The 24,249-nt window shown below is 59.4% G+C and carries 22 protein-coding genes and 1 pseudogene; 9 read left to right on the forward strand and 14 right to left on the reverse strand.

Features of this window, described 5'->3' with window-relative positions; all coding sequences use genetic code 11:
- Positions 1 to 48 precede the first annotated feature (48 nt).
- From gshA to EJD88_RS02455, 3 genes are all read right to left on the reverse strand, one after another.
- On the reverse strand, positions 49 to 1,632 hold the full coding sequence (gene gshA, locus EJD88_RS02445) for a glutamate--cysteine ligase (RefSeq protein ID WP_158876625.1): 1,584 nt from the start codon (positions 1,630 to 1,632) through the stop codon (positions 49 to 51).
- Positions 1,633 to 1,847: 215 nt separating this feature from the next.
- Positions 1,848 to 2,231, reverse strand: a complete 384-nt coding sequence (locus EJD88_RS02450) for a PaaI family thioesterase (protein WP_099584401.1) — start codon at positions 2,229 to 2,231, stop codon at positions 1,848 to 1,850.
- On the reverse strand, positions 2,231 to 4,567 hold the full coding sequence (locus EJD88_RS02455; protein ID WP_099584402.1) for a Tex family protein: 2,337 nt from the start codon (positions 4,565 to 4,567) through the stop codon (positions 2,231 to 2,233). Before EJD88_RS02455 ends, EJD88_RS02450 begins: the two co-directional genes overlap by 1 nt.
- A gap of 357 nt (positions 4,568 to 4,924) precedes the next feature.
- On the opposite strand from EJD88_RS02455, the gene ompR reads away from it, so the two are divergent.
- Both ompR and EJD88_RS02465 read left to right on the forward strand, forming a co-directional pair.
- The gene (gene ompR, locus EJD88_RS02460) at positions 4,925 to 5,665 is read left to right on the forward strand and encodes a two-component system response regulator OmpR (RefSeq protein WP_099584403.1); all 741 of its coding nucleotides are present in this window, start codon (positions 4,925 to 4,927) and stop codon (positions 5,663 to 5,665) included.
- 116 nt (positions 5,666 to 5,781) lie between these two features.
- Positions 5,782 to 7,095: an ATP-binding protein gene (locus EJD88_RS02465; protein WP_099584404.1), complete on the forward strand. Its 1,314-nt coding sequence runs from the start codon at positions 5,782 to 5,784 to the stop codon at positions 7,093 to 7,095.
- Positions 7,096 to 7,229: 134 nt separating this feature from the next.
- Here EJD88_RS02465 and rimK read toward each other — a convergent pair whose 3' ends face one another.
- From rimK to EJD88_RS02480, 3 genes are read right to left on the reverse strand one after another with little or no spacing between them, the layout of a single operon-like run.
- Positions 7,230 to 8,135, reverse strand: coding sequence for a 30S ribosomal protein S6--L-glutamate ligase (rimK, locus tag EJD88_RS02470; protein WP_003171022.1), 906 nt, complete (start codon positions 8,133 to 8,135; stop codon positions 7,230 to 7,232).
- Positions 8,132 to 8,596 carry an ATP-dependent zinc protease gene (locus tag EJD88_RS02475; RefSeq protein WP_177411590.1) on the reverse strand — a complete coding sequence of 155 codons (465 nt, stop codon included), beginning with the start codon at positions 8,594 to 8,596 and terminating at the stop codon, positions 8,132 to 8,134. Before EJD88_RS02475 ends, rimK begins: the two co-directional genes overlap by 4 nt.
- A 31-nt stretch (positions 8,597 to 8,627) precedes the next feature.
- Positions 8,628 to 9,407 (reverse strand): EAL domain-containing protein, encoded by a 780-nt coding sequence (locus tag EJD88_RS02480; protein ID WP_158876628.1) that lies wholly within the window; start codon positions 9,405 to 9,407, stop codon positions 8,628 to 8,630.
- Positions 9,408 to 9,523: 116 nt separating this feature from the next.
- On the opposite strand from EJD88_RS02480, the gene EJD88_RS02485 reads away from it, so the two are divergent.
- Positions 9,524 to 9,931, forward strand: a complete 408-nt coding sequence (locus EJD88_RS02485; protein ID WP_003236026.1) for an RNA-binding S4 domain-containing protein — start codon at positions 9,524 to 9,526, stop codon at positions 9,929 to 9,931.
- Between the two features lie 70 nt (positions 9,932 to 10,001).
- Here the strand turns inward: EJD88_RS02485 and EJD88_RS27120 are convergent.
- Positions 10,002 to 10,139, reverse strand: a pseudogene (locus EJD88_RS27120) (phosphoesterase); the annotation flags it as partial.
- Positions 10,140 to 10,306: 167 nt separating this feature from the next.
- Between EJD88_RS27120 and hslO the strand changes: the two are divergent.
- Positions 10,307 to 11,209, forward strand: coding sequence for an Hsp33 family molecular chaperone HslO (gene hslO, locus EJD88_RS02490; RefSeq protein WP_158876631.1), 903 nt, complete (start codon positions 10,307 to 10,309; stop codon positions 11,207 to 11,209).
- A gap of 179 nt (positions 11,210 to 11,388) precedes the next feature.
- Positions 11,389 to 12,930 (forward strand): phosphoenolpyruvate carboxykinase, encoded by a 1,542-nt coding sequence (locus EJD88_RS02495; RefSeq protein WP_122308424.1) that lies wholly within the window; start codon positions 11,389 to 11,391, stop codon positions 12,928 to 12,930.
- Between the two features lie 203 nt (positions 12,931 to 13,133).
- Here the strand turns inward: EJD88_RS02495 and EJD88_RS02500 are convergent, their stop codons facing one another.
- The 3 genes from EJD88_RS02500 to EJD88_RS27445 form a co-directional block, all read right to left on the reverse strand.
- Positions 13,134 to 13,490 (reverse strand): DUF1493 family protein, encoded by a 357-nt coding sequence (locus EJD88_RS02500; protein ID WP_027605145.1) that lies wholly within the window; start codon positions 13,488 to 13,490, stop codon positions 13,134 to 13,136.
- Positions 13,491 to 13,767: 277 nt separating this feature from the next.
- Entirely contained in the window at positions 13,768 to 14,238 is a 471-nt protein-coding gene (locus tag EJD88_RS02505) for a hypothetical protein (protein WP_158876633.1), read from the reverse strand.
- 200 nt (positions 14,239 to 14,438) lie between these two features.
- Entirely contained in the window at positions 14,439 to 14,630 is a 192-nt protein-coding gene (locus tag EJD88_RS27445; protein WP_371926529.1) for a YhfG family protein, read from the reverse strand.
- A 175-nt stretch (positions 14,631 to 14,805) separates the two neighbouring features.
- On the opposite strand from EJD88_RS27445, the gene EJD88_RS02515 reads away from it, so the two are divergent.
- The 3 genes from EJD88_RS02515 (at position 14,806) to EJD88_RS02525 (ending at position 18,667) form a co-directional block, all read left to right on the forward strand.
- Complete coding sequence (locus EJD88_RS02515) at positions 14,806 to 15,981, forward strand: tetratricopeptide repeat protein (RefSeq protein WP_158876636.1); 1,176 nt, start codon at positions 14,806 to 14,808, stop codon at positions 15,979 to 15,981.
- 287 nt (positions 15,982 to 16,268) lie between these two features.
- Complete coding sequence (locus EJD88_RS02520) at positions 16,269 to 18,206, forward strand: ATP-dependent DNA helicase RecQ (protein ID WP_158876639.1); 1,938 nt, start codon at positions 16,269 to 16,271, stop codon at positions 18,204 to 18,206.
- Positions 18,207 to 18,229: 23 nt separating this feature from the next.
- A complete protein-coding gene (locus EJD88_RS02525; RefSeq protein WP_099584414.1) occupies positions 18,230 to 18,667 on the forward strand; it encodes a thioesterase family protein in 438 nt (145 codons plus the stop codon).
- A 143-nt stretch (positions 18,668 to 18,810) separates the two neighbouring features.
- On the opposite strand, the gene EJD88_RS02530 is transcribed toward EJD88_RS02525, so the two are convergent.
- The 4 genes from EJD88_RS02530 to EJD88_RS02545 form a co-directional block, all read right to left on the reverse strand.
- Positions 18,811 to 19,290, reverse strand: coding sequence for a glycine zipper domain-containing protein (locus tag EJD88_RS02530; protein WP_099584415.1), 480 nt, complete (start codon positions 19,288 to 19,290; stop codon positions 18,811 to 18,813).
- 206 nt (positions 19,291 to 19,496) lie between these two features.
- Positions 19,497 to 21,845 carry an FdhF/YdeP family oxidoreductase gene (locus EJD88_RS02535; RefSeq protein WP_099584416.1) on the reverse strand — a complete coding sequence of 783 codons (2,349 nt, stop codon included), beginning with the start codon at positions 21,843 to 21,845 and terminating at the stop codon, positions 19,497 to 19,499.
- Positions 21,842 to 22,681 (reverse strand): formate dehydrogenase accessory sulfurtransferase FdhD, encoded by an 840-nt coding sequence (fdhD, locus tag EJD88_RS02540; protein WP_099584417.1) that lies wholly within the window; start codon positions 22,679 to 22,681, stop codon positions 21,842 to 21,844. Before fdhD ends, EJD88_RS02535 begins: the two co-directional genes overlap by 4 nt.
- Before the next feature lie 97 nt (positions 22,682 to 22,778).
- The gene (locus EJD88_RS02545; protein ID WP_112192955.1) at positions 22,779 to 23,666 is read right to left on the reverse strand and encodes a LysR family transcriptional regulator; all 888 of its coding nucleotides are present in this window, start codon (positions 23,664 to 23,666) and stop codon (positions 22,779 to 22,781) included.
- A gap of 133 nt (positions 23,667 to 23,799) precedes the next feature.
- Between EJD88_RS02545 and lysM the strand changes: the two genes are divergently transcribed.
- Positions 23,800 to 24,240, forward strand: a complete 441-nt coding sequence (lysM, locus tag EJD88_RS02550) for a peptidoglycan-binding protein LysM (protein WP_099584419.1) — start codon at positions 23,800 to 23,802, stop codon at positions 24,238 to 24,240.
- The last annotated feature ends 9 nt before the right edge of the window (positions 24,241 to 24,249 follow it).

The raw sequence follows: 24,249 nt of genomic DNA on the forward strand, positions 1-24,249 counted from the left end.
AATCGGGGGCAAGCCCCCTCCCACATGTCGAGCCAGATTCGGCTTCAGTCAGTTGCTGATGGCCAGGATACTCGCCTGGTACGCCCCGACAAACACATCAAAATCGCCCACTTCGTTCTGCTCCAGCTCCGCCTGCTGTGCCAGCGATTTACGCGCCAGTTCTTCAAACCGCGTCTGTTCCTCGGCAGCCAGTGGCTCCTGGCGGAAATACTCGGCATGCAGCTGGCTCTGGTGCAGGGAGAACTGCGCAAAAGTCTCTTTGCGCTCGGCCATCGCTGCCAGCACCTGGGCCGACGGCGTCAACGACGGGTCGTTGATTTTCGCCAGTTGGGCGTCCAGCGCCTGGCTGTGCTCGCTGATACCGTGGCTCTGATCGAGCAGGGCGGCCAGCGGTGCAATCTTCTCCAGCAGTTCGGTGGCCCATTCCTTCATGTCCACCGGCGCGCCGTCGCGCTGCAATTGCAGGCCTGGACGGCGACCTTCCTTGACCACGCTGAGGAAGTTGGCGGTGGCATTGCCGCACGCAGTGTTGGCGAACAACGGGCTGTCGTTCAGCGCGCAGTACAGCAGGAATGCGTCGAGGAAGCGCGACTCCGGCAGATCGATGCCCATCGGCAGGAACGGGTTGATGTCCAGGCAGCGCACTTCGATGTACTGGATGCCACGGGCCACCAGCGCCTGGATCGGCCGTTCGCCGGTGTAGGTCACGCGCTTGGGGCGGATGTTGGAGTAGTACTCGTTTTCGATCTGCAGGATGTTGGTGTTGAGCTGCACCCACTCACCGTCCTTGTGCGTGCCGATTTCGACGTATGGCGCGTAGGGCGTTGCCACCGCTTCACGCAGGCTGTCGGTGTAGCTCGCCAAGTCGTTGTAGCACGGCGTAAGCCCGGCTTGGGCGTTGCTCTGGTAACCCAGGTCGCTCATGCGCAGGCTGGTGGCGTAGGGCAGGTACAGGGTGTCGGCGTCGAGCACTTCCAACTGGTGCGAGCGACCGCGCAGGAAACCTGCGTCCAGGGCCGGCGAGGCACCGAACAGGTACATCAGCAGCCAGCTGTAACGGCGGAAATTGCGGATCAGCGCGATATAGGCCGTGGACTGGTAGTCGCGGTCGGTGCCGACGAATCCTTCAGTCTCCTTGAGCAACGGCCACAACTGTTCCGGCAGGGAAAAGTTGTAGTGGATGCCGGCGATGCACTGCATGGTCTTGCCGTACCTCAGGGCCAGGCCCTTGCGGTACACATACTTGAGCTGTCCGATATTGGAGGTGCCGTAGTAGGCAATCGGAATATCTTCCTCGGCCGGCAACGGGCACGGCATCGAAGGGCTCCACAGATATTCGCTGCCCAGCTTGGTGTAGGCAAATCGGTGGATCTTGTCCAGGCTGCTCAGGGTGTCGGCCGGGTTGGGCAGGGCTGGGGTGATGAACTCCAGCAGCGATTCCGAGTAGTCGGTGGTGATCAATTCATTGGTCAACGCGGCGCCCAGGGCTTCCGGGTGCGGCGTTTGCGCCAGGCGACCTTCACCGGTGACACGTAGGCATTCACGCTCGATGCCATGCAGGCACTGCTCTAGCAGGGAGAGGTGTTCGCGCTTGCCGAGCAGAGCCAGGCGGCGGTTGAGAAGTTCGCTCAAGTTGGATTCCTTCACGCGTCAGTCGCCCCAATATGGGGGTGGGCAGGACGGTCTACAAGGGTGAAGTTAAAACTGGCGTGATCGCCTGGTTTTGAGTCTATTTGACCCGCGGTAAATAAAGCCTACTTCACTCCATGAATTGGGCCATAGCGCAGCGGGAAAATTCCGACGCCGTTATCGCAGCGCCGAAATTAACTCAAATCGAGGGTGGGGAGCTATAGGACAGCGAAGGTGCCCTGTGCTTTTGCGACAAGTCTTTCGTCCTGATACACATCGGCTTCGACCACCAACGTGCGCCGGCCGGCGTGAATCACCCGGCCGGTGCACAGCACATCCCCGTCTTCCACGGCGCGGATGTAGTTGATCTTGCACTCGATGGTCGCGCTCTGCTGGTCAAAACCATGGCTGCTGGAACAGGCCAGGCCCATGGTGATGTCCACCAGGCTGAAAATCGCCCCGCCATGGAGCTTGCCCGCACGGTTGCGCAAGTGCGGCTCCAGGGTCAGGGCCACCTGTGCAACGCCTTCTTCAAGGTGTTGCAGGCGGCAGCCGATCAGTTCGCTGAACGCGCTCTGAGTCAAACCGGCCGGGATTTCCATCAGCGTTTCTTCAACTGCTTGGCGTTGGCGAACAGCGAGGCCATGGCGTTGTTGCTTGGCGCTGCAGTTGCGGTTTCCTTGCGCGGTTGACTGCTTTCGGAGCGGTTCTGCGACTGGCGCGGTGCCGAGCCTGGGCGTGCGCCACGGGCGCCGTCGATTTTCTCGCCGGGGGTGTCGCTCATGCGCATCGACAGGCCGACGCGTTTGCGTGGAATGTCGACTTCCATGACTTTGACCTTGACCACATCACCGGCTTTCACCGCTTCGCGTGGGTCCTTGATGAATTTCTCCGAAAGCGCGGAGATATGCACCAAACCGTCCTGATGCACGCCGATATCCACAAAAGCGCCGAAGTTGGTCACGTTGGTCACGACACCTTCGAGGATCATGCCCAGTTGCAGGTCCTTGAGGTCTTCCACGCCCTCCTGGAACTCCGCGGTCTTGAACTCCGGGCGGGGGTCGCGGCCGGGTTTTTCCAGTTCTTGCAGGATGTCGGTGATGGTCGGTACGCCGAAGGTTTCGTCAGTGTACTTCTTGGGGTCCAGGCGCTTGAGGAACGCGGCGTCGCCAATCAGCGAGCGGATGTCGCGGTCGGTTTCGGCGGCAATGCGTTGTACCAGTGGATACGCTTCCGGGTGAACGGCCGACGAATCCAGCGGATTGTCACCGTTCATTACGCGTAGGAAACCAGCGGCTTGTTCGAAGGTTTTCTCACCCAGGCGTGCGACCTTTTTCAGCGCGGCGCGGGTTTTGAACGCTCCGTTCTCGTCACGGTGAGTGACGATATTCTGCGCCAGGGTGGTGTTCAGGCCGGAAATACGTGCCAACAGCGCGACCGAGGCAGTGTTTACATCCACGCCGACCTTGTTTACGCAGTCTTCCACCACCGCATCCAGGCCACGCGCCAGTTTCAGCTGTGACACATCGTGCTGGTACTGGCCGACACCGATGGATTTAGGGTCGATTTTCACCAGCTCGGCCAGTGGATCCTGCAGGCGGCGGGCAATGGACACGGCGCCACGGATCGACACGTCGAGGTCCGGGAATTCCTTGGACGCCAGCTCCGACGCCGAGTACACCGAAGCCCCTGCCTCCGAGACCATGACCTTGGTCATCTTCATGGCTGGGTATTTTTTGATCAGCTCGGCGGCCAGCTTGTCGGTTTCACGGCTGGCGGTGCCGTTGCCGATGGCGATCAGGTCCACCGCGTGCTTGGCGCACAGGGCGGCGAGGATCGCGAGCGTCTGGTCCCACTTGTTATGCGGCACGTGCGGGTAAACCGTGGCGTGATCCAGCAGCTTGCCGGTGGCGTCGACCACCGCGACCTTGCAGCCGGTGCGCAGGCCAGGGTCAAGGCCCAGGGTGGCGCGCGGGCCGGCCGGGGCGGCCAGCAGCAGGTCGTGCAGGTTGTGGGCGAACACGTTGATGGCTTCGGTTTCGGCGCCATCACGCAATTCGCCCAGCAGGTCGGTTTCCAGGTGGGTGTAGAGCTTGACCTTCCAGGTCCAGCGCACCACTTCGCCGAGCCACTTATCCGCAGGACGATTCTGGTTCTGGATGCCGAATTGTTGACCGATCATGCCTTCGCACGGGTGCATGCTGCCCGGCAGCTCGTCGCCGACTTTGAGCGCGGAGCTGAGAATGCCCTCGTTGCGGCCACGGAAAATCGCCAGGGCACGGTGGGACGGCATGCTCTTGAGCGGCTCATCGTGTTCGAAGTAATCGCGGAACTTGGCGCCTTCTTCCTCTTTGCCGGCGATGACGCGAGCACTGAGGGTGGCTTCCTGCTTGAGGTACGTACGCAGTTTTTCCAGGAGGCTGGCGTTTTCGGCGAAGCGCTCCATGAGGATGTACTTGGCGCCTTCGAGGGCGGCCTTGACGTCGGCGACGCCTTTTTCGGCATCGATAAAGCGAGCAGCTTCGGTGTCCGGGGTCAGCGACGGGTCGTTGAACAAGCCGTCGGCCAGCTCGCCCAGGCCGGCTTCGAGGGCGATCTGGCCCTTGGTACGACGCTTTTGTTTGTAGGGCAGGTAGAGGTCTTCAAGGCGGGTCTTGGTGTCGGCGAGCTTGATGTCGCGCTCAAGCTGTGGGGTCAGCTTGCCCTGTTCCTCGATGCTGGCGAGGATACTGATACGCCGTTCGTCGAGTTCCCGCAGGTAGCGCAGGCGCTCTTCCAGGTGACGCAGTTGGATGTCGTCGAGGCTGCCGGTCACTTCTTTTCGGTAACGGGCGATGAAGGGCACCGTGGAGCCTTCGTCCAGTAGAGCGACGGCCGCTTCGACCTGTTGGGGGCGTACACCGAGTTCTTCGGCGATGCGGCTGTTGATGCTGTCCATAAATCCACCTGAAATTCTTAGAAGCAGCTCGCAGGCCCGGAAAACAAGGCCTTGCGCGGCTGGTTGAGCGGCCTGACGGGCGCCGCTGCCTGGGTCAAGAGGCTGCCTATTGACCCTCGAAATCGAAAAAATCACCGCAAGCGGGTAAAAAAAGCCCCGGCAGTAAACGGTAACGATCTGACATTGCCCTGCACGGAGGCGCCGCATTATAACCAGCGTTCTGTCCTTGAGGGCTACTGCGCCAGTGGTTGTACGGCGCGGGTTTGCTGGCAGTCGAGGAAAAATCTGCTAACAATGCACACGGTGCGTATAACGGCAGCTAGGCCATAATGCGCGCCGAGATAAGAGGAGCATCCAATGAGCAGCACTGCACAAACTGCTGAAGGCGAAAAAATTCTCATCGTTGATGACGATCCGGGGCTGAGCAGCCTGCTGGAGCGATTCTTCAATTCCAAGGGCTACCGTGCCCGCGCGGTGCCAAACACCGAGCAGATGGATCGCCTGCTGGGGCGCGAAGTCTTCAATCTGGTCGTACTCGATCTGATGCTGCCTGGCGAAGACGGTCTGACCGCTTGCAAGCGCCTGCGCGGCGTGAACAATCAGATTCCAATCATCATGCTCACTGCCAAGGGCGATGAGCTGAGCCGCATCAAGGGCCTCGAACTGGGCGCCGATGACTACCTGGCCAAACCCTTCAACCCGGATGAGTTGATGGCGCGGGTCAAGGCCGTATTGCGCCGTCAGGCACTGCCAGTACCGGGCGCGCCGGGCAGCGAAGATGAAAGCGTTACCTTTGGCGACTACGAATTGTCGCTGGCCACCCGCGAGCTCAAGCGTGGCGACGAAGTGCACATGCTCACCACTGGCGAATTCGCAGTGCTCAAGGCCCTGGTGATGAACGCGCGTCAGCCGCTGACCCGCGACAAGCTGATGAACCTGGCCCGTGGTCGGGAGTGGGACGCCCTGGAGCGCTCCATCGACGTGCAGATTTCCCGTCTGCGCCGGATGATCGAGCCGGACCCGTCCAAACCACGGTACATCCAGACGGTTTGGGGTGTGGGCTATGTGTTCGTGCCGGATGGCACCGCCACCAAGTGATCGATGATTTGCACGGCGGGCATTCTGGCGTTTGACTCCGTGAGGGTCGACGGGATGCCCGGCGTCTGCAATTCTGCGAGCGCCGTTCGTTCCTGCAAGGTGTCCAGCTGTCATCTATGAAAACCCCGCTGTGGTTCCCACAAAGTTTCTTTTCCCGCACCCTTTGGCTGGTGCTGATCGTCGTTCTGTTTTCCAAGGCACTTACGCTGGTTTATCTGTTGATGAACGAAGATGTGCTGGTGGATCGACAGTACAGCCACGGTGTCGCTCTGACGCTACGCGCCTACTGGGCCGCTGATCCCGAGAACCGCGAGAAGATCGCCAAGGCCGCCACCCTGGTGCGCGTGGCGGGCGCGGGTGTGCCCGAGGGCGAGCAGCATTGGCCCTATAGCGAGATTTACCAGCGCCAAATGCAGGCCGAACTGGGTGAAGACACCGAGGTCCGTCTGCGTATGCATGTGTCTCCGGCATTGTGGGTGCGTGCGCCGAGCCTGGGTGAGGACTGGCTGAAAGTGCCGCTGTACCCCCATCCGTTGCGGGGGCAGAAGATCTGGAACGTGCTGGGCTGGTTCCTGGCGATCGGGTTGCTTTCAACGGCATCCGCGTGGATTTTCGTTCGCCAGCTCAACCAGCCCCTTAAACGGCTGGTGTTTGCCGCCCGGCAATTGGGCCAGGGGCGTAGCGTTCGTCTGCCGGTAAGTGATACGCCCAGTGAAATGACCGAAGTGTACGGCGCGTTCAACCAGATGGCGGAGGACGTCGAACAGGCCGGACGCGAACGTGAGTTGATGCTGGCCGGCGTGTCTCACGACCTGCGCACGCCGCTGACGCGATTGCGATTGTCCCTGGAATTGATGGGCAACCATACCGACCTGACCGACGACATGGTCCGTGACATCGAGGACATGGATGCGATTCTCGACCAGTTCCTTGCGTTTATCCGCGATGGCCGCGACGAGGTGGTTGAGGAAGTCGATTTGACGGATCTGGTGCGCGAAGTGGTCGCACCCTACAACCAGAACGGCGAACAGGTGCGCATGCGCCTTGAGCCGATCCAGCCGTTTGCGTTGCGACGTGTGTCGATGAAGCGTCTGCTGAACAACTTGATCGGCAACGCCTTGCATCACGCGGGTTCGGACGTGGAAGTGGCTGCGTACGTATCGGGCGACAGTGCCGCGCCCTATGTGGTGCTGAGTGTGATGGACCGCGGAACAGGGATCGATCCGGCGGAGCTGGAAGGTATTTTCAACCCGTTTACCCGTGGGGACCGCGCCCGTGGAGGCAAGGGCACTGGGTTGGGGCTGGCGATAGTGCGGCGGATTGCCTCGATGCATGGCGGCAATGTTGAGTTGCGTAACCGCGAAGGCGGCGGCCTTGAGGCGCGGGTGCGTTTGCCGCTTGGTTTGATGCTACCCAGAGACGCGGTTTAGCAAACAACGCAGATCAAAATGTGGGAGGGTGCTTGCCCTAATGCCAGTCCGCTAACACTGTGCCTGTGGCGGGGGAGCGAGCTTCCTCGCCACAGTTTTTTTACCCTTACGGCTTCAAGCCCCTAGCCCTAGCCCTAGCCCTTGCCCTTAGTCCTGGTCATATTCGGCCCACCATTTTTCTCCAGGTGCTGAATGATGATTCCCGCCACATCCTTGCCGGTGGTGGTCTCGATCCCTTCCAGCCCCGGCGACGAATTCACCTCCATCACCAGCGGCCCATGGTTTGACCGCAGGATATCCACACCCGCCACGGCCAAGCCCATCACCTTGGCCGCCCGCAATGCGGTCATGCGCTCTTCTGGGGTGATCTTGATCAGGCTGGCACTGCCGCCACGGTGCAGGTTGGAGCGAAACTCTCCAGGCTTGGCCTGGCGCTTCATCGCCGCAATGACCTTGTCGCCCACCACGAAGCAGCGGATATCCGCACCACCGGCTTCCTTGATGTATTCCTGAACCATGATGTTCTGCTTGAGGCCCATGAACGCCTCGATCACCGATTCGGCTGCCGTTGCGGTTTCACACAACACCACGCCGATGCCCTGGGTGCCTTCCAGTACCTTGATCACCAACGGCGCGCCGTTGACCATCTCGATCAGGTCCGGGATGTCATCGGGGGAGTGGGCAAACCCGGTGACCGGCAGGCCGATGCCTCGGCGGGACAGTAGTTGCAGCGAACGCAGTTTGTCTCGCGAGCGAGCAATGGCCACGGATTCGTTCAAGGGGAACACCCCCATCATCTCGAACTGGCGCAACACCGCGCAGCCATAGAACGTCACCGAAGCACCGATACGCGGGATGACGGCATCAAAGCCTTCCAGCGGTTTGCCGCGGTAATGGATCTGCGGCTTGTGGCTGGCGATGTTCATGTAGGCACGCAACGTGTCGATCACCACCATTTCGTGGCCACGTTCGGTGCCGGCCTCGACCAGGCGGCGGGTGGAATACAGACGCGGGTTTCGCGACAGCACAGCAATCTTCATGCAGCACCTGGGGCAGAAATAGTAGAGACCGGGAACACCGGCTTGTCTTGAACGTACTTGATGCCTGGGTTGACGACCAATTGGCCGTCAATCAGCGCCTTGGATCCCAGCAGCAAGCGGTAACGCATGGCCTTGCGGCAGGCCAGGGTGAATTCCACCCTCCATACCCGATCACCCAACGCCAGGGTGGTGCTGATCACATAGCGCACCTGCGCGTGACCGTTGGAGCTCTTGATGGTTTTCATCGTCACCAGGGGCGCTTCACAGCGGCGGTGGCGCAGTTGCACAACAGTGCCCAGGTGCGCGGTAAAGCGCACCCACTGCTCACCGTCACGCTCAAAGGGCTCGATATCGGTGGCATGCAGGCTTGAGGTGCTGGCACCGGTGTCGATCTTTGCGCGCAGGCCTGCCACTCCCAAGTCGGGAAGTGCCACCCACTCACGCAGACCCACAACGGTCAAATGGTCAAATGTCTTCAAAATGAGTAACCGATCAATTCGCCCAGGCTTTCGGTGAAACCTCGGCCATTGCTTTGAATGCAGGCTTGGCGAACCAATAGCCTTGCATCAGAAATATTCCACAGTCAGACAGAAAGTCGCGTTCGCCGGCACTTTCGATGCCTTCGGCGATGACAGTAACGCTCAACTGCTCACAGATTGTGACAATCCCCTTGACGATCACCTGACGGACACGATCCTGGTCGACGTCGCGGATTAGCGCCATGTCGAGTTTGATAAAGTCAGGTTGGAAATCAGCCAGCAGATTCAGCCCCGAATAGCCCGCGCCGAAGTCGTCGATGGCGGTCTTGAAGCCGAACTCGCGGTATTCACGCAGAATATTCGTCAAATGGCGATAGTTATCTACATGCTCGCTTTCGAGCGTCTCGAAAATCAGTTGGTTCAGCGGGAAATTGTGCGCGCGAGCCGCCTCCAGGGTGCTGCGGATGCACAACTCCGGACGGTACACGGCGTTGGGCATGAAGTTGATGGATAGGTGGGTTTGCATCCCCAGGGCGGCAGCACCGGCAATCGCCTGGGTGCGGCAGCGCTGGTCGAAGCGGTAGCGGTTGCTTTCGTTGACTTGGTCCAGCACCGACAACGCCCCTTCGCCTTGTGGACCGCGCACCAAGGCTTCGTGGGCAAAAATCGAATGGTCCCGAAGGTCTACGATTGGCTGGTAGGCGAAAGCAAAATCGAAACCCAAAGGTTCGTTTTGCTGGCAGCCTACGCAACGCTGGTCAGGCGAGGTGAGTGAAGTGGGAAAGTCGGTCACGGCGTATCCTCGCGAAAACAGAATGCTATCTGGCGTATCTTAGGTGAGCCTTGGGGTTTATGCGTCGAAGGGTTTCAACGGTAGAGTTGCGACATTTTTCAGAGCGAGGAATTCAAGTGGCTCAAAAGCAGGAAGAGGAAGAAAAGGTCCGTCTGGACAAGTGGCTGTGGGCGGCGCGTTTCTATAAAACCCGTGCCCTGGCCAAGGCCGCCATCGAGAGCGGCAAGGTGCACCATCGCGGCGAGCGCTGCAAGCCGGGCAAGGAACCGCGTGTCGGCGATGAGTTCCAGATTCGTACCGGTTTTGATGAAAAAACCATCGTGGTCCAGGCACTTTCCATCGTGCGCCGTGGTGCGCCTGAGGCTCAGGCTCTTTACGCCGAGACTGAAGCCAGCATCGCCAAGCGCGAAAATGCTGCGGCGATGCGTAAGGCAGGGGCTTCAGGCCTGACCACCGATGGCAAGCCGAGCAAGAAGCAGCGTCGCGATTTGTTCAAGTTTCGCGGCAGTGGCAATGACGACTAACTGCGTCAATTACCAGTCAAAAGCAGATCCCGTGTGGGAGGTAGCGCGCTCCCACATGTAGCCTGTGGTGCTAATAGGGTGCGCGCAGGACACTCAAGCGCCCGATCAATGGCCATTTGGCCATCAGCCCAAACACCGGCGTCGTTGCCCGCCTCAGCATTCCCGACACTACCGCCGCAAACGGCGTGTAATAACCCCAGCCCGTCGCCGGAGCTTCCACTTGGCTTGGAACAAACCCGGATTGTTCATAAACTGTCCCTCTTCGCTCTATTCAAGCTCTCTGTTTCCAGGAGAAGGCCGCACCAAAACGGTGCTAAAGCGTTTAACGTTATAAACCTTGTAATCAATTCGTCATCAATTCAGATACCCAGACCTATGACTGATCTACCGGATACCGACTTCACCCAACGTTTCATCTTCGACGAGAGCGACGCCCGCGGCGAGATGGTTTCGTTGGAACTGAGCTATGCCGAAGTCCTCGCCAAGCACGCCTATCCGGAGCCAGTCGCGCAACTGCTCGGAGAGCTGATGGCCGCTGCGGCGTTGCTGGTGGGCACCATGAAGTTCGACGGTTTGCTGATCCTGCAAGCCCGCTCCGAAGGCCCGATCCCGCTGCTGATGATCGAGTGCTCCAGCGAGCGTGACATCCGTGGCCTGGCCCGTTACGAGGCCGACCAGATCGCTGCGGACGCGACCTTGGCTGACCTGATGCCGAACGGCGTTTTGGCGCTCACCATCGACCCGACTGTGGGCCAGCGCTACCAGGGCATCGTCGACCTCGACGGCAAAACCCTCTCGGAATGCTTCACCAACTATTTCGTGATGTCCCAGCAAGTCGGCACCAAGTTCTGGCTCAATGCCGACGGCAAGCGCGCCCGTGGCATGCTGCTGCAACAACTGCCGGCTGACCGCATCAAGGACGACGATGATCGCGCTGAAAGCTGGCGGCACACCATCGCCCTGGCCGACACCCTGAAAGCCGAAGAACTGCTGGGCCTGGACAACGAAACCATTCTGCACCGCCTGTACCACGAAGACCCTGTGCGCCTGTTTGAAGCACAAAGCCTGCGCTTCAATTGCAGTTGCTCCCGCGAGCGCTCCGGTAACGCCTTGGTCAGCCTCGGCCTGGAAGATGCGCAAAACCTGGTGGTAGAACACGGCGGCAATATTGAGATTGACTGCCAGTTCTGCAACCAGCGCTATCTGTTTGATGCTGCCGATGTCGCCCAATTATTTGCCGGCGCAGGCATCGACACCCCATCCGACACCCGCCACTAAAACGTTTAAGCACAGGTAAATCACCTGAGAAATGCCGAGATAGCGCTGTTCTGACGGGAGGGCCCTACTCTTTTTGGGCTTTTCTGGCATAATCCGGCCCACTTTTTTCGCGGTAGTAGTGCGCAACTTTCTACTACAAAACGTTTGGAGCACTCGGCCATAGGCCGACGGGGAACCTCATGACGCAAGCCAATAACGCCGTATACACCGATCTGAGTGTTGACGATCTGGTCAAAGAAGCCCTGCAGCGCGGTGAAGGCGTGCTTGCCGATACTGGCGCACTGGTCGTAGAAACCGGTCACCGCACCGGTCGTTCGCCGGTCGACCGTTTCATCGTTGAAGAGCCTTCCACCCAGGATGCTATCGCCTGGGGCCCAATCAACCGCAAGTTCCCGGCCGACAAGTTCGATGCCCTGTGGGCTCGCGTCGAGGCTTTCAACAACGCGCAGGAGCACTTCGTTTCCCACGTTCACGTAGGGGCTGCCGAAGACCACTACCTGGCCGTGAAGATGACCACCCAGACTGCCTGGCAGAACCTGTTCGGTCGTTGCCTGTTCATCAACCCGGCCCAGTACAACCCGGCCGGCCGTGACGAATGGCAAGTGCTCAACGTGGCCAACTTCGAGTGCGTGCCAGAGCGTGACGGCACCAACTCCGACGGCTGCGTGATCCTCAACTTCGCACAGAAAAAAGTGCTGATCGCCGGCATGCGTTACGCCGGTGAAATGAAGAAAGCCATGTTCTCGGTGCAGAACTTCCTGCTGCCGGCTTCCGACGTACTGCCGATGCACTGCGCCGCCAACATTGGCGAGGCGGGCGACGTCACCCTGTTCTTCGGCCTGTCCGGCACCGGTAAAACCACCCTGTCGGCCGACGAAAGCCGTTACCTGATCGGTGACGACGAACACGGTTGGGGCGAAGGTGTGGTTTTCAACATCGAAGGCGGTTGCTATGCCAAGTGCATCGACCTGTCCGAGAAGAACGAGCCGGTCATCTGGAAAGCCATCAAGCACGGTGCAGTATTGGAAAACGTCGTGATCGACGACGCCAAGCACGCCGACTACGCCGACGTGAGCCTGACCCAGAACAGCCGCGCCGCGTATCCGCTGGAGCACGTTGCCAAGCGTTCCGAGAAGAACCTGGGCGGCGAGCCAAACGCAGTGATCTTCCTGACCTGCGACCTGACCGGCGTGCTGCCACCGGTGTCGATCCTCAGCGAAGAACAAGCGGCCTATCACTTCCTGTCCGGCTACACCGCACTGGTGGGTTCGACTGAAATGGGTTCGGGCAGCGGCATCAAGTCGACCTTCTCCACCTGCTTCGGCGCGCCGTTCTTCCCACGCCCAGCCGGTGAATACGCAGAGCTGCTGATCAAGCGCATCCGCGGCTTCGGCTCCAAGGTCTACCTGGTCAACACCGGCTGGACCGGCGGCGGCTATGGCGTTGGCAAGCGCTTCAACATTCCGACCACTCGCGGCGTCATCGCAGCGATCCAGAGCGGCGCGTTGATCGGTGCGCAAACCGAACACCTCGACACCATCAACCTCGACGTGCCATTGGCCGTACCGGGCGTTGAAACTGGCCTGTTGAACCCACGCAACACCTGGGCTGACAAAGCCGCTTACGACGAAGCAGCGAAAGCACTGGCCGGTCTGTTCGTTGAGAACTTCAAGAAGTTTGAAGTGAGCGATGCGATCAAGGCTGCGGGTCCTAAGTTGTAAGACTCGTTTGTTGTGAAAAAGCCGCCTCTTGTGGGCGGCTTTTTTGTGCGCGAAAGGTCAGTTGGCGATATAGCCACAGCATGGTGATCGGCCCCAGGAGCCAGACGCTGAGCGCGGCTTGCCTGGTTAGCGCATATCCAATGTGGGAGGGGGCAAGCCCCCTCCCACATTGGATATGCGGTGTGCCTGAGGCCGATGTTCGCTCAGCTCAGGTTTTCCAGGGTCTGCGTGTCCCAGCTGTGGGTCTTGATGGCCAGGTAGAGCATGCCGATGGTCAGCGGGACCTTGTCGCCATGTCCCTTGCCCCGGCGCTTGAGGAATACATCAAAGACCGGCGGGTTGAAGTAACGATAAGTGTCGTAGTCGCCCAGGTCGAGGGCGAACTCCTGCTCCAGCGCTTCCATCAGTTGCTTGGCTTCACTGCCGTCACAGCCCAGGTCGAAGTTGAGTGAGGTTTGCAGGCGGATGGTCTTGTGTTTCGGCAGGCCAATTTCCTCGTGCAGCAGTTGCAAGAGTTGTTGCATGACGGGGTCTTCGGGGAAGTTGGGGGCGAGGTTCATGATGGGGGCACGCAGGAGTGGGTGAGGGGGCTGGTTGCGTTGGCGGCGGTATTTGTTTCGAGTGAAGAAGAGCGCTAAGCCTATCAAGAATACGAATGCAGGTAGGAGTGGCATTCTGAGGATCACCGCTACGTAGGGTAGTAGGAACGTCAAAAGAATGCCCGTTGTGAGACATGTGACTGCGAAGCGCTTTCTGAGCATTGGGTCTGTGATTTGGTAGTGCAGCACCAAATAGATAACGAAAAAAGAAGCGGATTGAAGGTAAAGGGCCATGTGACTAAGACTCGTCCGAGTAGACATGCATTGAGAGTGTTGACCGCTGAGGCCCTATGCCTCCTCTCACACTGGCATCCAGACCGATGGTGATGTCTCCTGCGTGATATCTGCGAAGCTTGCCGGAAATCGCATCGCCCACGAAGCCCGCGGTTACGTTTGAAATGGCAATCCTCGGTGCTTTAATCGCTCCGGAGATTATTTGTTTGATGAGCACGTTTTGGTCGTTTAACCGATCTGCCTGATTCCGTCTCAAAGGATGGGAAATCGCGACCGCCATTTCGCATGGCAACTCTCTGGCCAGCATTCTTTCGTACAACCTGCTTATCTGATCGCGCACTTGCCGCGCTGCCGTTTTTGCTTCACGCAGGCATAGATTGGCTAAAAAATGCCTATTGTCAGGCGCGACAGTGAAGCGAATAAGTGTGAAGGTGGCGCCATAGTGGCCTATGTATTGAGTCCTTTCGATGTTCATGGGTTTCTGCCAAGAAAGTTGAGACCGCGCTATTTTCATTCAGCTGCGGGTAACTTCTGTAGAGGGCTAAGCGGGTGTTTGGAGTAGTTTGGGAAGGGGATGTCGCTGTGTTTGGAGGTTTCCTACACCTGTTTCCGGTGTTTGTGGCTTGGCAGTGCTTTCATAGGCAAACCGGTTCGCTGGTTTGGCAGCGACCTTGCTTACCAGTTCGGTCTGGCTTGCGCCGACAAACCAGTTTGCCTCTGCCATCTGCCGGATGATCTTCGCGGCTTCAGGCGGGATGCGTTCCGGAGTGCAGAACAGCGTGTCGCCAGGCGCAGGCTGGCCAGGTAATTGGAACGGCGGATTTTGTGGTAATGATCCTGCTTTTGCTCAAACGTCGGTTCGCTCATCGCAGCGTACTCCTGGGTAGCAATGCTTGATCCTAGCGCAATGCTTCGGCGGGTAGGCGGGATAAAAACCACGTCACATTTTGTATAAAAACTCCGCCAGTCGGCTGAATTCAGCGTATGTTTCACCGCAAAATCTTGTAGGGCGATTCCGCCCGCTACTTAAAGGGAGTTAAGCATGGGTTTGCTTCGTGTCGCTTCGGCGATGTCATTGTGTGCGGTGGCTTTTGCTGTCCAGGCCGAGCAGTTGCCGATTGAAGTACTCAGCGCCGTGGTCAAGGACCAGAAAATCGCCGACGCCGAAGTGCTGCTGCAACGTAACGGCGCGCAGAATGTGGTGGGACGCACCAACGGCCAGGGCCAAGTCACCCTGACCAGCGAAGCCGCCGACGATGCCAGCAACCTGCTGATCATCAAGAAGCCCGGCTATTCCAACCTGGTGGTGAAGTGCCCGTGCAAGGGCATGACCTACGCCATCAGCCCGGTGATGGACAACCTCGACGGCCTGCGCGTCGTGTTGACCTGGGGCCAGACACCGGCAGATCTCGATTCCCACATGATCTTCCCCGGCAACAACATCTACTTTGATAACCAGAAAGGCACCGACGCCGAGCTGGACGTGGATGACACCGACAGCTACGGCCCGGAAACCATCACCCTGCAGAAAAAACACTACGGCGAAAGCTATGTTTACGCCGTGCATGACTACAGCAACGGTAGTAATCCGGGTTCGCGCCAGCTGTCCAGCAGCGAAGCCAAAGTGTTTGTGTACATGGGCCAGTCGTTGGTGCGTACTTATTACGTGCCTAAAAACCGCAGCGGCAACTTGTGGACCGTATTCCGCATGACCGGCAGCGGCGACTTCCAGGACATCAACACCTTCAGCGGCGTCACCGTGAATGCGGCGAATGTACTCAATGAGGTCAAACCGCTGCTCGATGACAGCGTTGCAGTGACCGCGGTTACCGTCAGCTCTTCCGTACAAACTGATGCGAAGCGTCTGAACCTGCAAGGCGAAGCCGCCTACCAAGCGGGTAATCTCGACCAGGCCATTGACCTGTTCCGCCAGGCCATCGAGTTGGACAATGGCTTCGGCAAGGCCTACGGCAACCTCGGCCTGGCCTATCAGAAAGCCGGTAACACGGCCGAGTCGATCTGGGCCAACCGCAAGGCTATCGCCCTGGCAACCGGTGCAAATGCTGCGACGGTACGCGCCGGCGCCTACTACAACATTGCGCGGATCTACGAAGCGGCGGGGCAGTTCCCGGATGCGTTGCGTCACTACCAGTTGGCCAAGGAGCAAAAGGCTAATCCGGTGTATGACACGGCGATTGAGCGGGTGCGCAATCGCTGATTCAGCTGTAGCGCAGTTCTGAAAATGTGGGAGGGGGCTTGCCCCCGATAGCGGTGGGTCAGCCAACTTATTTGTCGCTGACCCACTGCCATCGGGGGCAAGCCCCCTCCCACATTTGGTTTGTAGTGTTCCTACAGCCACAGTCGAACTTGTCGAATTTGGCCCAAGGCCATTGCTGCACCCTGTGTATCATCCTGTCTCTCTTTTCCAAGCGACCTTTCTCGATTCGCTGAGCTTACTGGGCTACGTTTTTAAGCCACCTTCAGCGGTCAATGGAGTGACAGCCTATGCACGACACCCTCCAGCAGGTCTTTGGTTACCCCCAGTTTCGTTTGGGCCAGGAAGAAACGGTCAGTGCCGTTCTGGCCGGTCGTTCGGCGGCCGCAATTTTCCCTACCGGGTCGGGTAAATCCCTGTGTTATCAGCTGTCGGCGGTGTTGTTGCCGCACCTGACGCTGGTGGTCTCGCCGCTGTTGGCGTTGATGCAGGACCAGTTGGGCTTTTTAAAGCGCCATGGCATTTCGGCAGGCAGCATCGATTCAGCCCAGAGCCGCGAAGACGCCAATGACGTCATGGCCCGCGCCCGTTCCGGTGAACTGAAAATCCTGATGATTTCCGTAGAGCGCTTGAAGAACGAGCGTTTTCGCAACTTTCTGCAAAGTGTGCAGATCTCGCTGCTGGTGGTGGACGAGGCGCACTGCATTTCCGAATGGGGCCACAACTTCCGTCCGGACTACCTGAAGCTGCCGGACTACCAGCGCCAGTTCAAGATCCCACAAGCTCTGCTGCTGACGGCTACAGCCACGCCCAAGGTGATTGCCGATATGCAGGCGAAGTTCGCCATTGCGCCGGGTGATGTGGTGACCACGGGGTTCTACAGGCCGAACCTGAACCTGTTGGTCGAACCGGTCAGCGGTGCGGATAAGCGCCGGCGCCTGGTGCAATGGATGAACGAGCGCGCCAACCAGCCGAGCATCGTCTACGTCACCCTGCAGAAAACCGCTGAGCAGATCGCCGAGCATCTGAATCGCAATGGCATCCAGGCCGAGGCGTATCACGCCGGTTTGCCCCACGATAAACGTGAGGGCATCCAGCAGCGCTTCATGGGCGGGCGTTCCAATTGCATCGTTGCCACCATCGCGTTCGGCATGGGCATCGACAAGAGTGACATCCGCAATGTGGTGCACTTCGACCTGCCCAAATCCATCGAGAACTACAGCCAGGAAATCGGGCGTGCCGGGCGTGATGGGCAGCCCTCGGACTGTCTGGTGTTGGCCAACCGTGACAGCCTGAATGTGCTGGAAAACTTTGTGTACGGTGACACGCCTGAGCAGGAGGGTATCCGCCGGGTGCTGGAGGACTTGCAGGCGGCGCGCAGTGAAGGGCAATGGGAGTTCTTGCTGAGGTCGCTGTCGGACCACAGCAATATCCGCGAGCTGCCACTCAAGACGCTGTTGGTGCAGTTGGAACTCAAGGGCGTGATCGCACCGCGCTACGCGTTTTATGCCGAGTACCGGTTCAAGTACTTGATCGAACCTGAAGCGTTGCTGGCGCGGTTTTCTGGTGAGCGGCAGCAGTTTGTCGCGGCGATTATCCAGGTGTGCAAGCGTGCGAGAACATGGGCGACGGTGGATTTCGATGCGCTGTATCAACAGCACAATGCCGAGCGCAATCGCGTGGTGAAGGCGCTGGATTACTTCCAGGAACAGGGCCTGATCGAGCTGGAAAGCAAGCAGATGACGGAGGTCTACAGCCTGCTGAACACCGACTTTGATCCACAGGTGCTGAGCGCCGAGTTATACACAGGCTTCAAGCAGCACGAGGTGACGGAAGTGGCGCGGATTCACGCGATGCTTGATCTGTTCGCCACCGAGCAGTGCCTGGGTCAGCGCCTGGCCCAGTATTTTGGTGATGAAAAAGCCCCTCAACGCTGCGGACATTGCTCGGTCTGCCACGGCCATGTGGCGCACTTGCCGTCACCGCCAGGTCTACCGCCGCTTGTGGATAAAAATTTCATGGGGCTGTGCGGTGATTTTATCCACAGGCATCATGAGCACACGGGCGAGCTGCCGGGTGCGGAGCGGCTGACGCGCTTTCTCGGTGGCATCAGCGTGCCGCTGTTTACCAAGCTGAAGGCGCGGGGCATTCCCGGTTTTGCAGCGCTGGAGGACTACCCCTATGCCGACGTCCGCAGCTGGACCGAAGTCCATTTGAATGACCTGTAAACCCACATTCACCCGAGGTGCCCATGCCTGATTCAGTGCCACAGCGTGCCGATTACCCTCACTTCCAACCGATCATCACGCGTTGGCACGACAATGACGTGTATGGCCACGTGAATAACGTCACCTACTACAGCTTTTTCGATACGGCGGTGAACACCTACCTGATCGAGCAGGGTGGGTTGGATATTCATGGCGGCGACGTGGTGGGGTTTGTGGTGAGTTCGGCGTGCGATTACTTTGCGTCGATCGCCTTCCCCGAGCGTATCGACATTGGCCTGCGTGTGAGCAAGTTGGGCAATAGCTCAGTGCAGTATGAGTTGGCCGTGTTCAAGGCAGGCGAAGAAGAAGCCTGCGCGGCGGGGCGTTTTGTACATGTGTTTGTGGATCGGGGGTCGAACCAGCCGGTGACCATTGCGGGGCTGTTGCGCGAAGCGTTGCAGCGGTTGGTCATCCAACCCTGATTTTTCAAGCTGCACTGAAGCAAATGTGGGAGCGGGCTTGCTCGCGAAAGCGGTGAGTCAATCAGCACATCTCTAGCTGAAAGACCGCCTTCGCCAGCAAGCCCGCTCCCCCATGGGTATGCAGTGTTCGTTAAACCGCGAGCTTACCGGTGACGGTAGTGATGCTTGTTCTTGCGATGCCCGTAGGCATGGCCGCGGCCTGGGTGATCATCACGGTCATAGCGACGGTAGTCGCGGCCACGATCACGACGATCATCGTCATCGCTCTTGTTGCCCATGTAGTTGCCCAGTGCACCGCCCGCGCCACCGCCGGCGGCAGAGCCGATCAGTGCACCGGTGCTGCCGCCGACACTGCGGCCTACGACGTTGCCGCCGGCTGCGCCCAGCGCGCCGCCAATAGCGGCTTCGCCACGGCTGCGCTTGTCGGCGCCGACCGCACTACCACCTGCGCCGCCCAGGGCCGCGCCGATGGTCGAACCGGTATTGCCGCCCAATTGCTGGCCGACGACAGAACCTAGAACCCCGCCCAATGCGCCGCCTACACCGGCTTCGGTGGTGCCACCGGCCATGGCTGCGCCACTGACCAGGCCAAGGGACAACAAGAGAATCGAGGAGAACTTCATTCGGGAAACCTCAAGAGGATGACGGCGCGATCCTGAGGCTGTATTGACATGGTGACAATAGAAATCCGACCAGTAACACGAGTTGTACACAATTCGCTAAGTTACTGTTTTAGATCGGGAACTTAAGTGATTTTTGCGGGTCATTAGCTACTTCGGAACGGCCGCTTTTATGCAAAAGCGGCCTTTTTTGTGTCCGAAATGATCAGTCAGGCCGTACGCGCCATTATCAGGCCATTGTCACTCGCGGCCTCTAAACGGATCGCCACGAACTTTGACGTTGGCGTATGGCTGCCGTCCCCAGTGCTTTCCAGAGGCACCAGCGGGTTCACTTCCGGGTAATAAGCGGCGGCTTGGCCTGCCGGAATATCAAATGCCAGCAAGGTGAAGCCTTTCACACGACGCTCACGGCCATCTTCCCACAGCGACACGATGTCGGCCTTCTGCCCTGGCTTGAAGCCCAGGCGGATGATGTCGGCCTCGTTGACGAACAGCACATCACGCTGGCCTTTTACGCCGCGATAACGGTCGTCCAAGCCATAAATGGTGGTGTTGTACTGATCGTGGGAGCGCATCGATTGCATGATCAGGTCTGGTACCCGGCCCGTGGCGTGGGTGCGTTCGTGGATCAAGTCTTTGGGCAGGATGTTCGGGCGGAAGTTGGCCCGGCCCGACGGGGTGTTCCAGCGGCGTGCGCCGGCAGAGTTACCCAAGTAGAAGCCACCTGGGTTTTTGATTTTCTCGTTGAAGTCCTTGAAGCCCGGGATGGTGTCGGCAATCAGGTCGCGGATGCGGCTGTAGTCGGCCACCAGCCAGTTCCAATCCACCGGCTTGCTGCCCAGCGTCGCGGCGGCAATGCCGGCGAGGATTGCCGGCTCGGATTTCATCAGCTTCGACAGCGGTTGCAGTTGGCCGTTGGAGCCGTGAACCATGCTGAACGAGTCTTCCACCGTGACCGCTTGCGGGCCATCGGCCTGGATGTCGATGTCGGTACGGCCCAGGCACGGCAGGATCAGCGCGTCCTTGCCATGCATCAGGTGGCTGCGGTTGAGCTTGGTGCTGATCTGCACGGTCAGGTCGCAATTGCGCAGCGCTTCGAAGGTGCGCGGGCTGTCCGGGGTGGCTTGGGCGAAGTTGCCGCCCAGGCCGATAAACACTTTGGAGCGGCCTTCCAACATGGCGTGAATCGCTTCCACCACGTTGTGGCCATGGGTGCGCGGTACCTGGAACTTGAAGCGACGCTCCAGCGAGTCGAGGAACGCCACCGGTGGGCGCTCGTTGATGCCCATGGTGCGGTCGCCCTGCACGTTACTGTGGCCACGTACCGGGCACAGGCCGGCGCCTGGCCGACCGATGTTGCCGCGCAGCAGCATCAGGTTGGCGATTTCCTGGATAGTCGGCACCGAGTGGCGATGCTGGGTGATGCCCATCGCCCAGCACATGATCACATTCTTGCCTTTGGCATACATGCGCGCCGCTTGCTCGATCTCCACCAACGGCAGCCCGGACTGCGCGACGATTTCATCCCAGGAGGTGTCGTCGATCTGGCCCAGGTAATCAAGCACGTTGGTGGTGTGCTCGTTGAGGAAGTCGTGGTCGAACACGGCTTCCTTGCCTTCGGCTTGCGCCTGGCGCTCCCACAGCAGCAGGAACTTGGCCATGCCGCGCAGAATGGCCATGTCGCCACCCAATGCGGGGCGGAAGTAGGCGGTGTTGGTCGGCTTGTCACCGTTGGTGAGCATTTCCAGCGGGTGTTGCGGGTGCTGGAAGCGCTCCAGGCCGCGCTCTTTCAGCGGGTTGATACACACCACCTGGGCGCCGCGTTTGACCGCTTCACGCAACGGTTCGAGCATGCGCGGGTGGTTGGTACCAGGGTTCTGGCCCCAGACGAAAATCGCGTCGGCATGTTCGAAATCATCAAAGGTCACGGTGCCTTTGCCGACGCCCACGCTCTGCGCCAGGGCCACGCCGCTGGCCTCGTGGCACATGTTCGAGCAGTCCGGGAAGTTGTTGGTGCCGTAGGCGCGCACGAACAACTGATACAGGTATGCCGCTTCGTTACTGGCCCGGCCCGAGGTGTAGAACTCGGCCATGTCTGGGCTGGGCAGTGCGTTGAGATGTTTGCCGATCAGGTCGAAGGCCGCTTCCCAGCTGACCGGTGTGTAGCGGTCGCTTTCGGCGTCGTAGCGCATCGGCTCGGTCAGGCGGCCCTGGTATTCAAGCCAGTAATCGCTCTGTTCCAGCAGTGCAGTGACGCTGTGTTTGGCGAAGAAGGCCGCATCCACACGACGTTTGGTGGCTTCCCAATTGACCGCCTTGGCGCCGTTTTCGCAGAACTTGACCATGCCGCTTTCCGGCGAGTCGCCCCAGGCACAGCCCGGGCAGTCGAAACCGCCGTTCTGGTTGGTCTTGAGCATCATGCGCAGGTTCTTCAGTGCGTTGTCACTGGTCAGCCAGGCCTGCGCCACGCTGATCAGCGCGCCCCAGCCACCCGCCGCGCCTTTATACGGCTTATAGCGCGGGGTTGGGGTTTGGTCGGCTTGATGATGATTGCTCACGGCTGGTTCTCCATCGCAGGGCTGTAGACCCGCGGCGCACTTTTCTGCGGCAGGTGGATGAGATTGAGGTTATGCCGGCGTGCCCATTGCAGGGCCAGGCCGGTGGGCGACGACAGGCTGACCAGGGTCTGGATGCCTGCGCGCAACACTTTCTGGATCAATTCGAGGCTGCAACGGCTGGTGACAATCGCCAGTCCGCCGTCGGTCGGGATCTTTTGGCGGATCAGCGCACCGATCAACTTATCGAGGGCGTTATGGCGGCCGATGTCTTCGCGGCCCAGTAACAATTCGCCCTGGCTGTTCATGAACACCGCCGCATGTACCGCGCCGCTGTATTGGCCCAAAGGTTGGAAGGCGCTGATGCGCTGGCGCAGGCCATCAAGCCATTCCGCTGGGGGCAGCGGTGCGCCGGGCAAGACTTCAAGGTCCGGCAAGGCTTGTTCCACCGCCTCTACACCGCATAAACCACAACCGCTGGTACCCGCCAATTGACGACGTTGCTGCTTGAGGTTCCAGAACGCGCGGCTGGAAATCTGCACCTGGGCGTACTGTGTCGAGCCGGAGCCACTGAGTTTCAGATCATAAATGTCGCTAACGTCAGCGATAATGCCGCTGCCGACGCTGAAACCGACGATAAAGTCTTCCAGATCCGTCGGCGTGACCAGCATCACCGCCTGGCTGATGTCGTTATAGGCGATCGCCAACGCCACTTCTTCCGCCAACGCAGTGCTGGCGACCTCTGTGTGTTCGAGATTGCAGTATTGATAGCTCTGGCTGGCGGCGGGCGCGGGCGTTTCAGAGGCGGGCGCCGCGCAGACTGGGCGCTTGGCGTTCATGGGGCAGTACCACCGGCGGATTGATCAGTGTTTAGACTAGGCGCGACAAAGCGTCGCGTCTAATTGCCAGTACTGATCTACCGATAGATGGCGTCGATCAAGACTCGGTTTGCGATTTCTGAAACAGCGCGAAACACGCCTCGGCCAACGCAGAGCGCGGTGCACTGCGGCGCATGATCAGCCCAAGACGCGCGAGGGTGTGGGCATCCTCGATAGGTTGCAGGCGCAAGTGCTCGGTGAGCGCATCCAGGCCGCCGTCCAGCGGCATTACCGCGCAGCACAGTCCGCCGTGCACCGCTTGTAACAACTGATGGACGGCATCGGTCTGCAGCAGCGGTTGGGGGTTGAGCCCACGGCTGTGGAAGTTGTGGTCGATGGACTGGCGAAAGTGCATACCGCTGGTGAGCATGCCCAAAGGCAACTCGATCAGTGCTTCCCAGCTCAACGGCTTGTCACCAAAGCTGAAGAACCGCTGGTCGTAGAGCAAGCCCATGCGGGTTTCTCCCAGGGCCAGCGAGTCAAAGCGTTCATTATCCAAACGTTCCAGATAAGAGACGCCCAGGTCCAGGCGGTTGCTCGCCAGTTGTTCAAGGATTTGTTCGGAGCTCAGGGCCGAGAGCTCAAAGCGCAGGCTCGGGTGCGCTTTATGCAGTTGCTGCATCAACGCCAACGGATCAAAGCTCGACAGTGGCACCACGCCTAAACGCAATGTGCCCACCAGATTGCCGCGACAGGCAGCGGCTTCAGCCTGCAAACCGTCATACGCCGCCAGCACGGTGCGGGCCCACGCCAGCACCCGTTCGCCGGGCGCGGTGAAACCTTCGAAACGCTGGCCGCGATTGACCAACGGCAAGTCCAACTCTTCTTCGAGGCTGCGCAGGCGCATCGACAGGGTGGGCTGGGTGATGTGGCAACGTGCCGCTGCCTGGCCGAAGTGACGGGTTTCGTCGAGGGCGATGAGGAATTTCAGCTGTTTGATGTCCATCTTCGCTCCAGGGCTTATTCCAATGGCGGGGGGATTCTAGCGCGTTTGGGTCTTTGGCCGGGCTGGAACCCAAATCTGTAGGACTGGTCTAGTCTTGGGCATCTGGAATACAACTACCAAGGAGAGCGCACTAATGAGTATTTTCAGCTTTATCAAAGAAGCCGGCGAAAAGCTTGTCGACCTGTTGACGCCGGGTAATGCGAACGCGAGTGAGCAGTTGAAAGACCACGTGTCGAAGGTGGGTCTGGGGAATCCGAATGTGCAGGCCACGGTGGATGGCGACAAGGTGACTGTGACGGGGGAGGTCGCTACCCAGGAAGAGAAAGAGAAAATCCTGCTGGCGCTGGGCAACATCGCCGGTGTTGCCAGTGTGGATGACCAGATCACTGTTTCCGGGCCGGCGGTTGCCGCTGCCCGTTTCGTCGTAGTGAAAAAGGGCGACACCCTGAGTGCGATCTCGCTGGCGGTGTACGGCAACGCCAATCAGTACAACAAGATTTTCGAGGCCAACAAGCCGTTGTTGTCGCACCCGGACAAGATCTATCCAGGCCAGACACTGCGTATCCCTGAGTAAAAGTGTGGG

Source organism: Pseudomonas sp. PB105 (assembly GCF_009764655.1).
GTDB lineage: Bacteria > Pseudomonadota > Gammaproteobacteria > Pseudomonadales > Pseudomonadaceae > Aquipseudomonas > Aquipseudomonas cyclaminis.

Bases quoted from the DNA above. Each gene is read 5' to 3' on its own strand.
- EJD88_RS02450 (WP_099584401.1), bottom strand. From the start codon at position 2,231: ATGGAAATCCCGGCCGGTTTGACTCAGAGCGCGTTCAGCGAACTGATC.
- EJD88_RS02505 (WP_158876633.1), bottom strand. From the start codon at position 14,238: ATGAACATCGAAAGGACTCAATACATAGGCCACTATGGCGCCACCTTC.
- EJD88_RS02500 (WP_027605145.1), bottom strand. From the start codon at position 13,490: ATGAACCTCGCCCCCAACTTCCCCGAAGACCCCGTCATGCAACAACTC.
- EJD88_RS02455 (WP_099584402.1), bottom strand. From the start codon at position 4,567: ATGGACAGCATCAACAGCCGCATCGCCGAAGAACTCGGTGTACGCCCC.
- EJD88_RS02515 (WP_158876636.1), top strand. From the start codon at position 14,806: ATGGGTTTGCTTCGTGTCGCTTCGGCGATGTCATTGTGTGCGGTGGCT.
- EJD88_RS02525 (WP_099584414.1), top strand. From the start codon at position 18,230: ATGCCTGATTCAGTGCCACAGCGTGCCGATTACCCTCACTTCCAACCG.
- fdhD (WP_099584417.1), bottom strand. From the start codon at position 22,681: ATGAACGCCAAGCGCCCAGTCTGCGCGGCGCCCGCCTCTGAAACGCCC.
- EJD88_RS02465 (WP_099584404.1), top strand. From the start codon at position 5,782: ATGAAAACCCCGCTGTGGTTCCCACAAAGTTTCTTTTCCCGCACCCTT.
- ompR (WP_099584403.1), top strand. From the start codon at position 4,925: ATGAGCAGCACTGCACAAACTGCTGAAGGCGAAAAAATTCTCATCGTT.
- EJD88_RS02520 (WP_158876639.1), top strand. From the start codon at position 16,269: ATGCACGACACCCTCCAGCAGGTCTTTGGTTACCCCCAGTTTCGTTTG.
- EJD88_RS27445 (WP_371926529.1), bottom strand. From the start codon at position 14,630: ATGAGCGAACCGACGTTTGAGCAAAAGCAGGATCATTACCACAAAATC.
- hslO (WP_158876631.1), top strand. From the start codon at position 10,307: ATGACTGATCTACCGGATACCGACTTCACCCAACGTTTCATCTTCGAC.
- EJD88_RS02545 (WP_112192955.1), bottom strand. From the start codon at position 23,666: ATGGACATCAAACAGCTGAAATTCCTCATCGCCCTCGACGAAACCCGT.
- rimK (WP_003171022.1), bottom strand. From the start codon at position 8,135: ATGAAGATTGCTGTGCTGTCGCGAAACCCGCGTCTGTATTCCACCCGC.
- EJD88_RS02495 (WP_122308424.1), top strand. From the start codon at position 11,389: ATGACGCAAGCCAATAACGCCGTATACACCGATCTGAGTGTTGACGAT.
- lysM (WP_099584419.1), top strand. From the start codon at position 23,800: ATGAGTATTTTCAGCTTTATCAAAGAAGCCGGCGAAAAGCTTGTCGAC.
- EJD88_RS02530 (WP_099584415.1), bottom strand. From the start codon at position 19,290: ATGAAGTTCTCCTCGATTCTCTTGTTGTCCCTTGGCCTGGTCAGTGGC.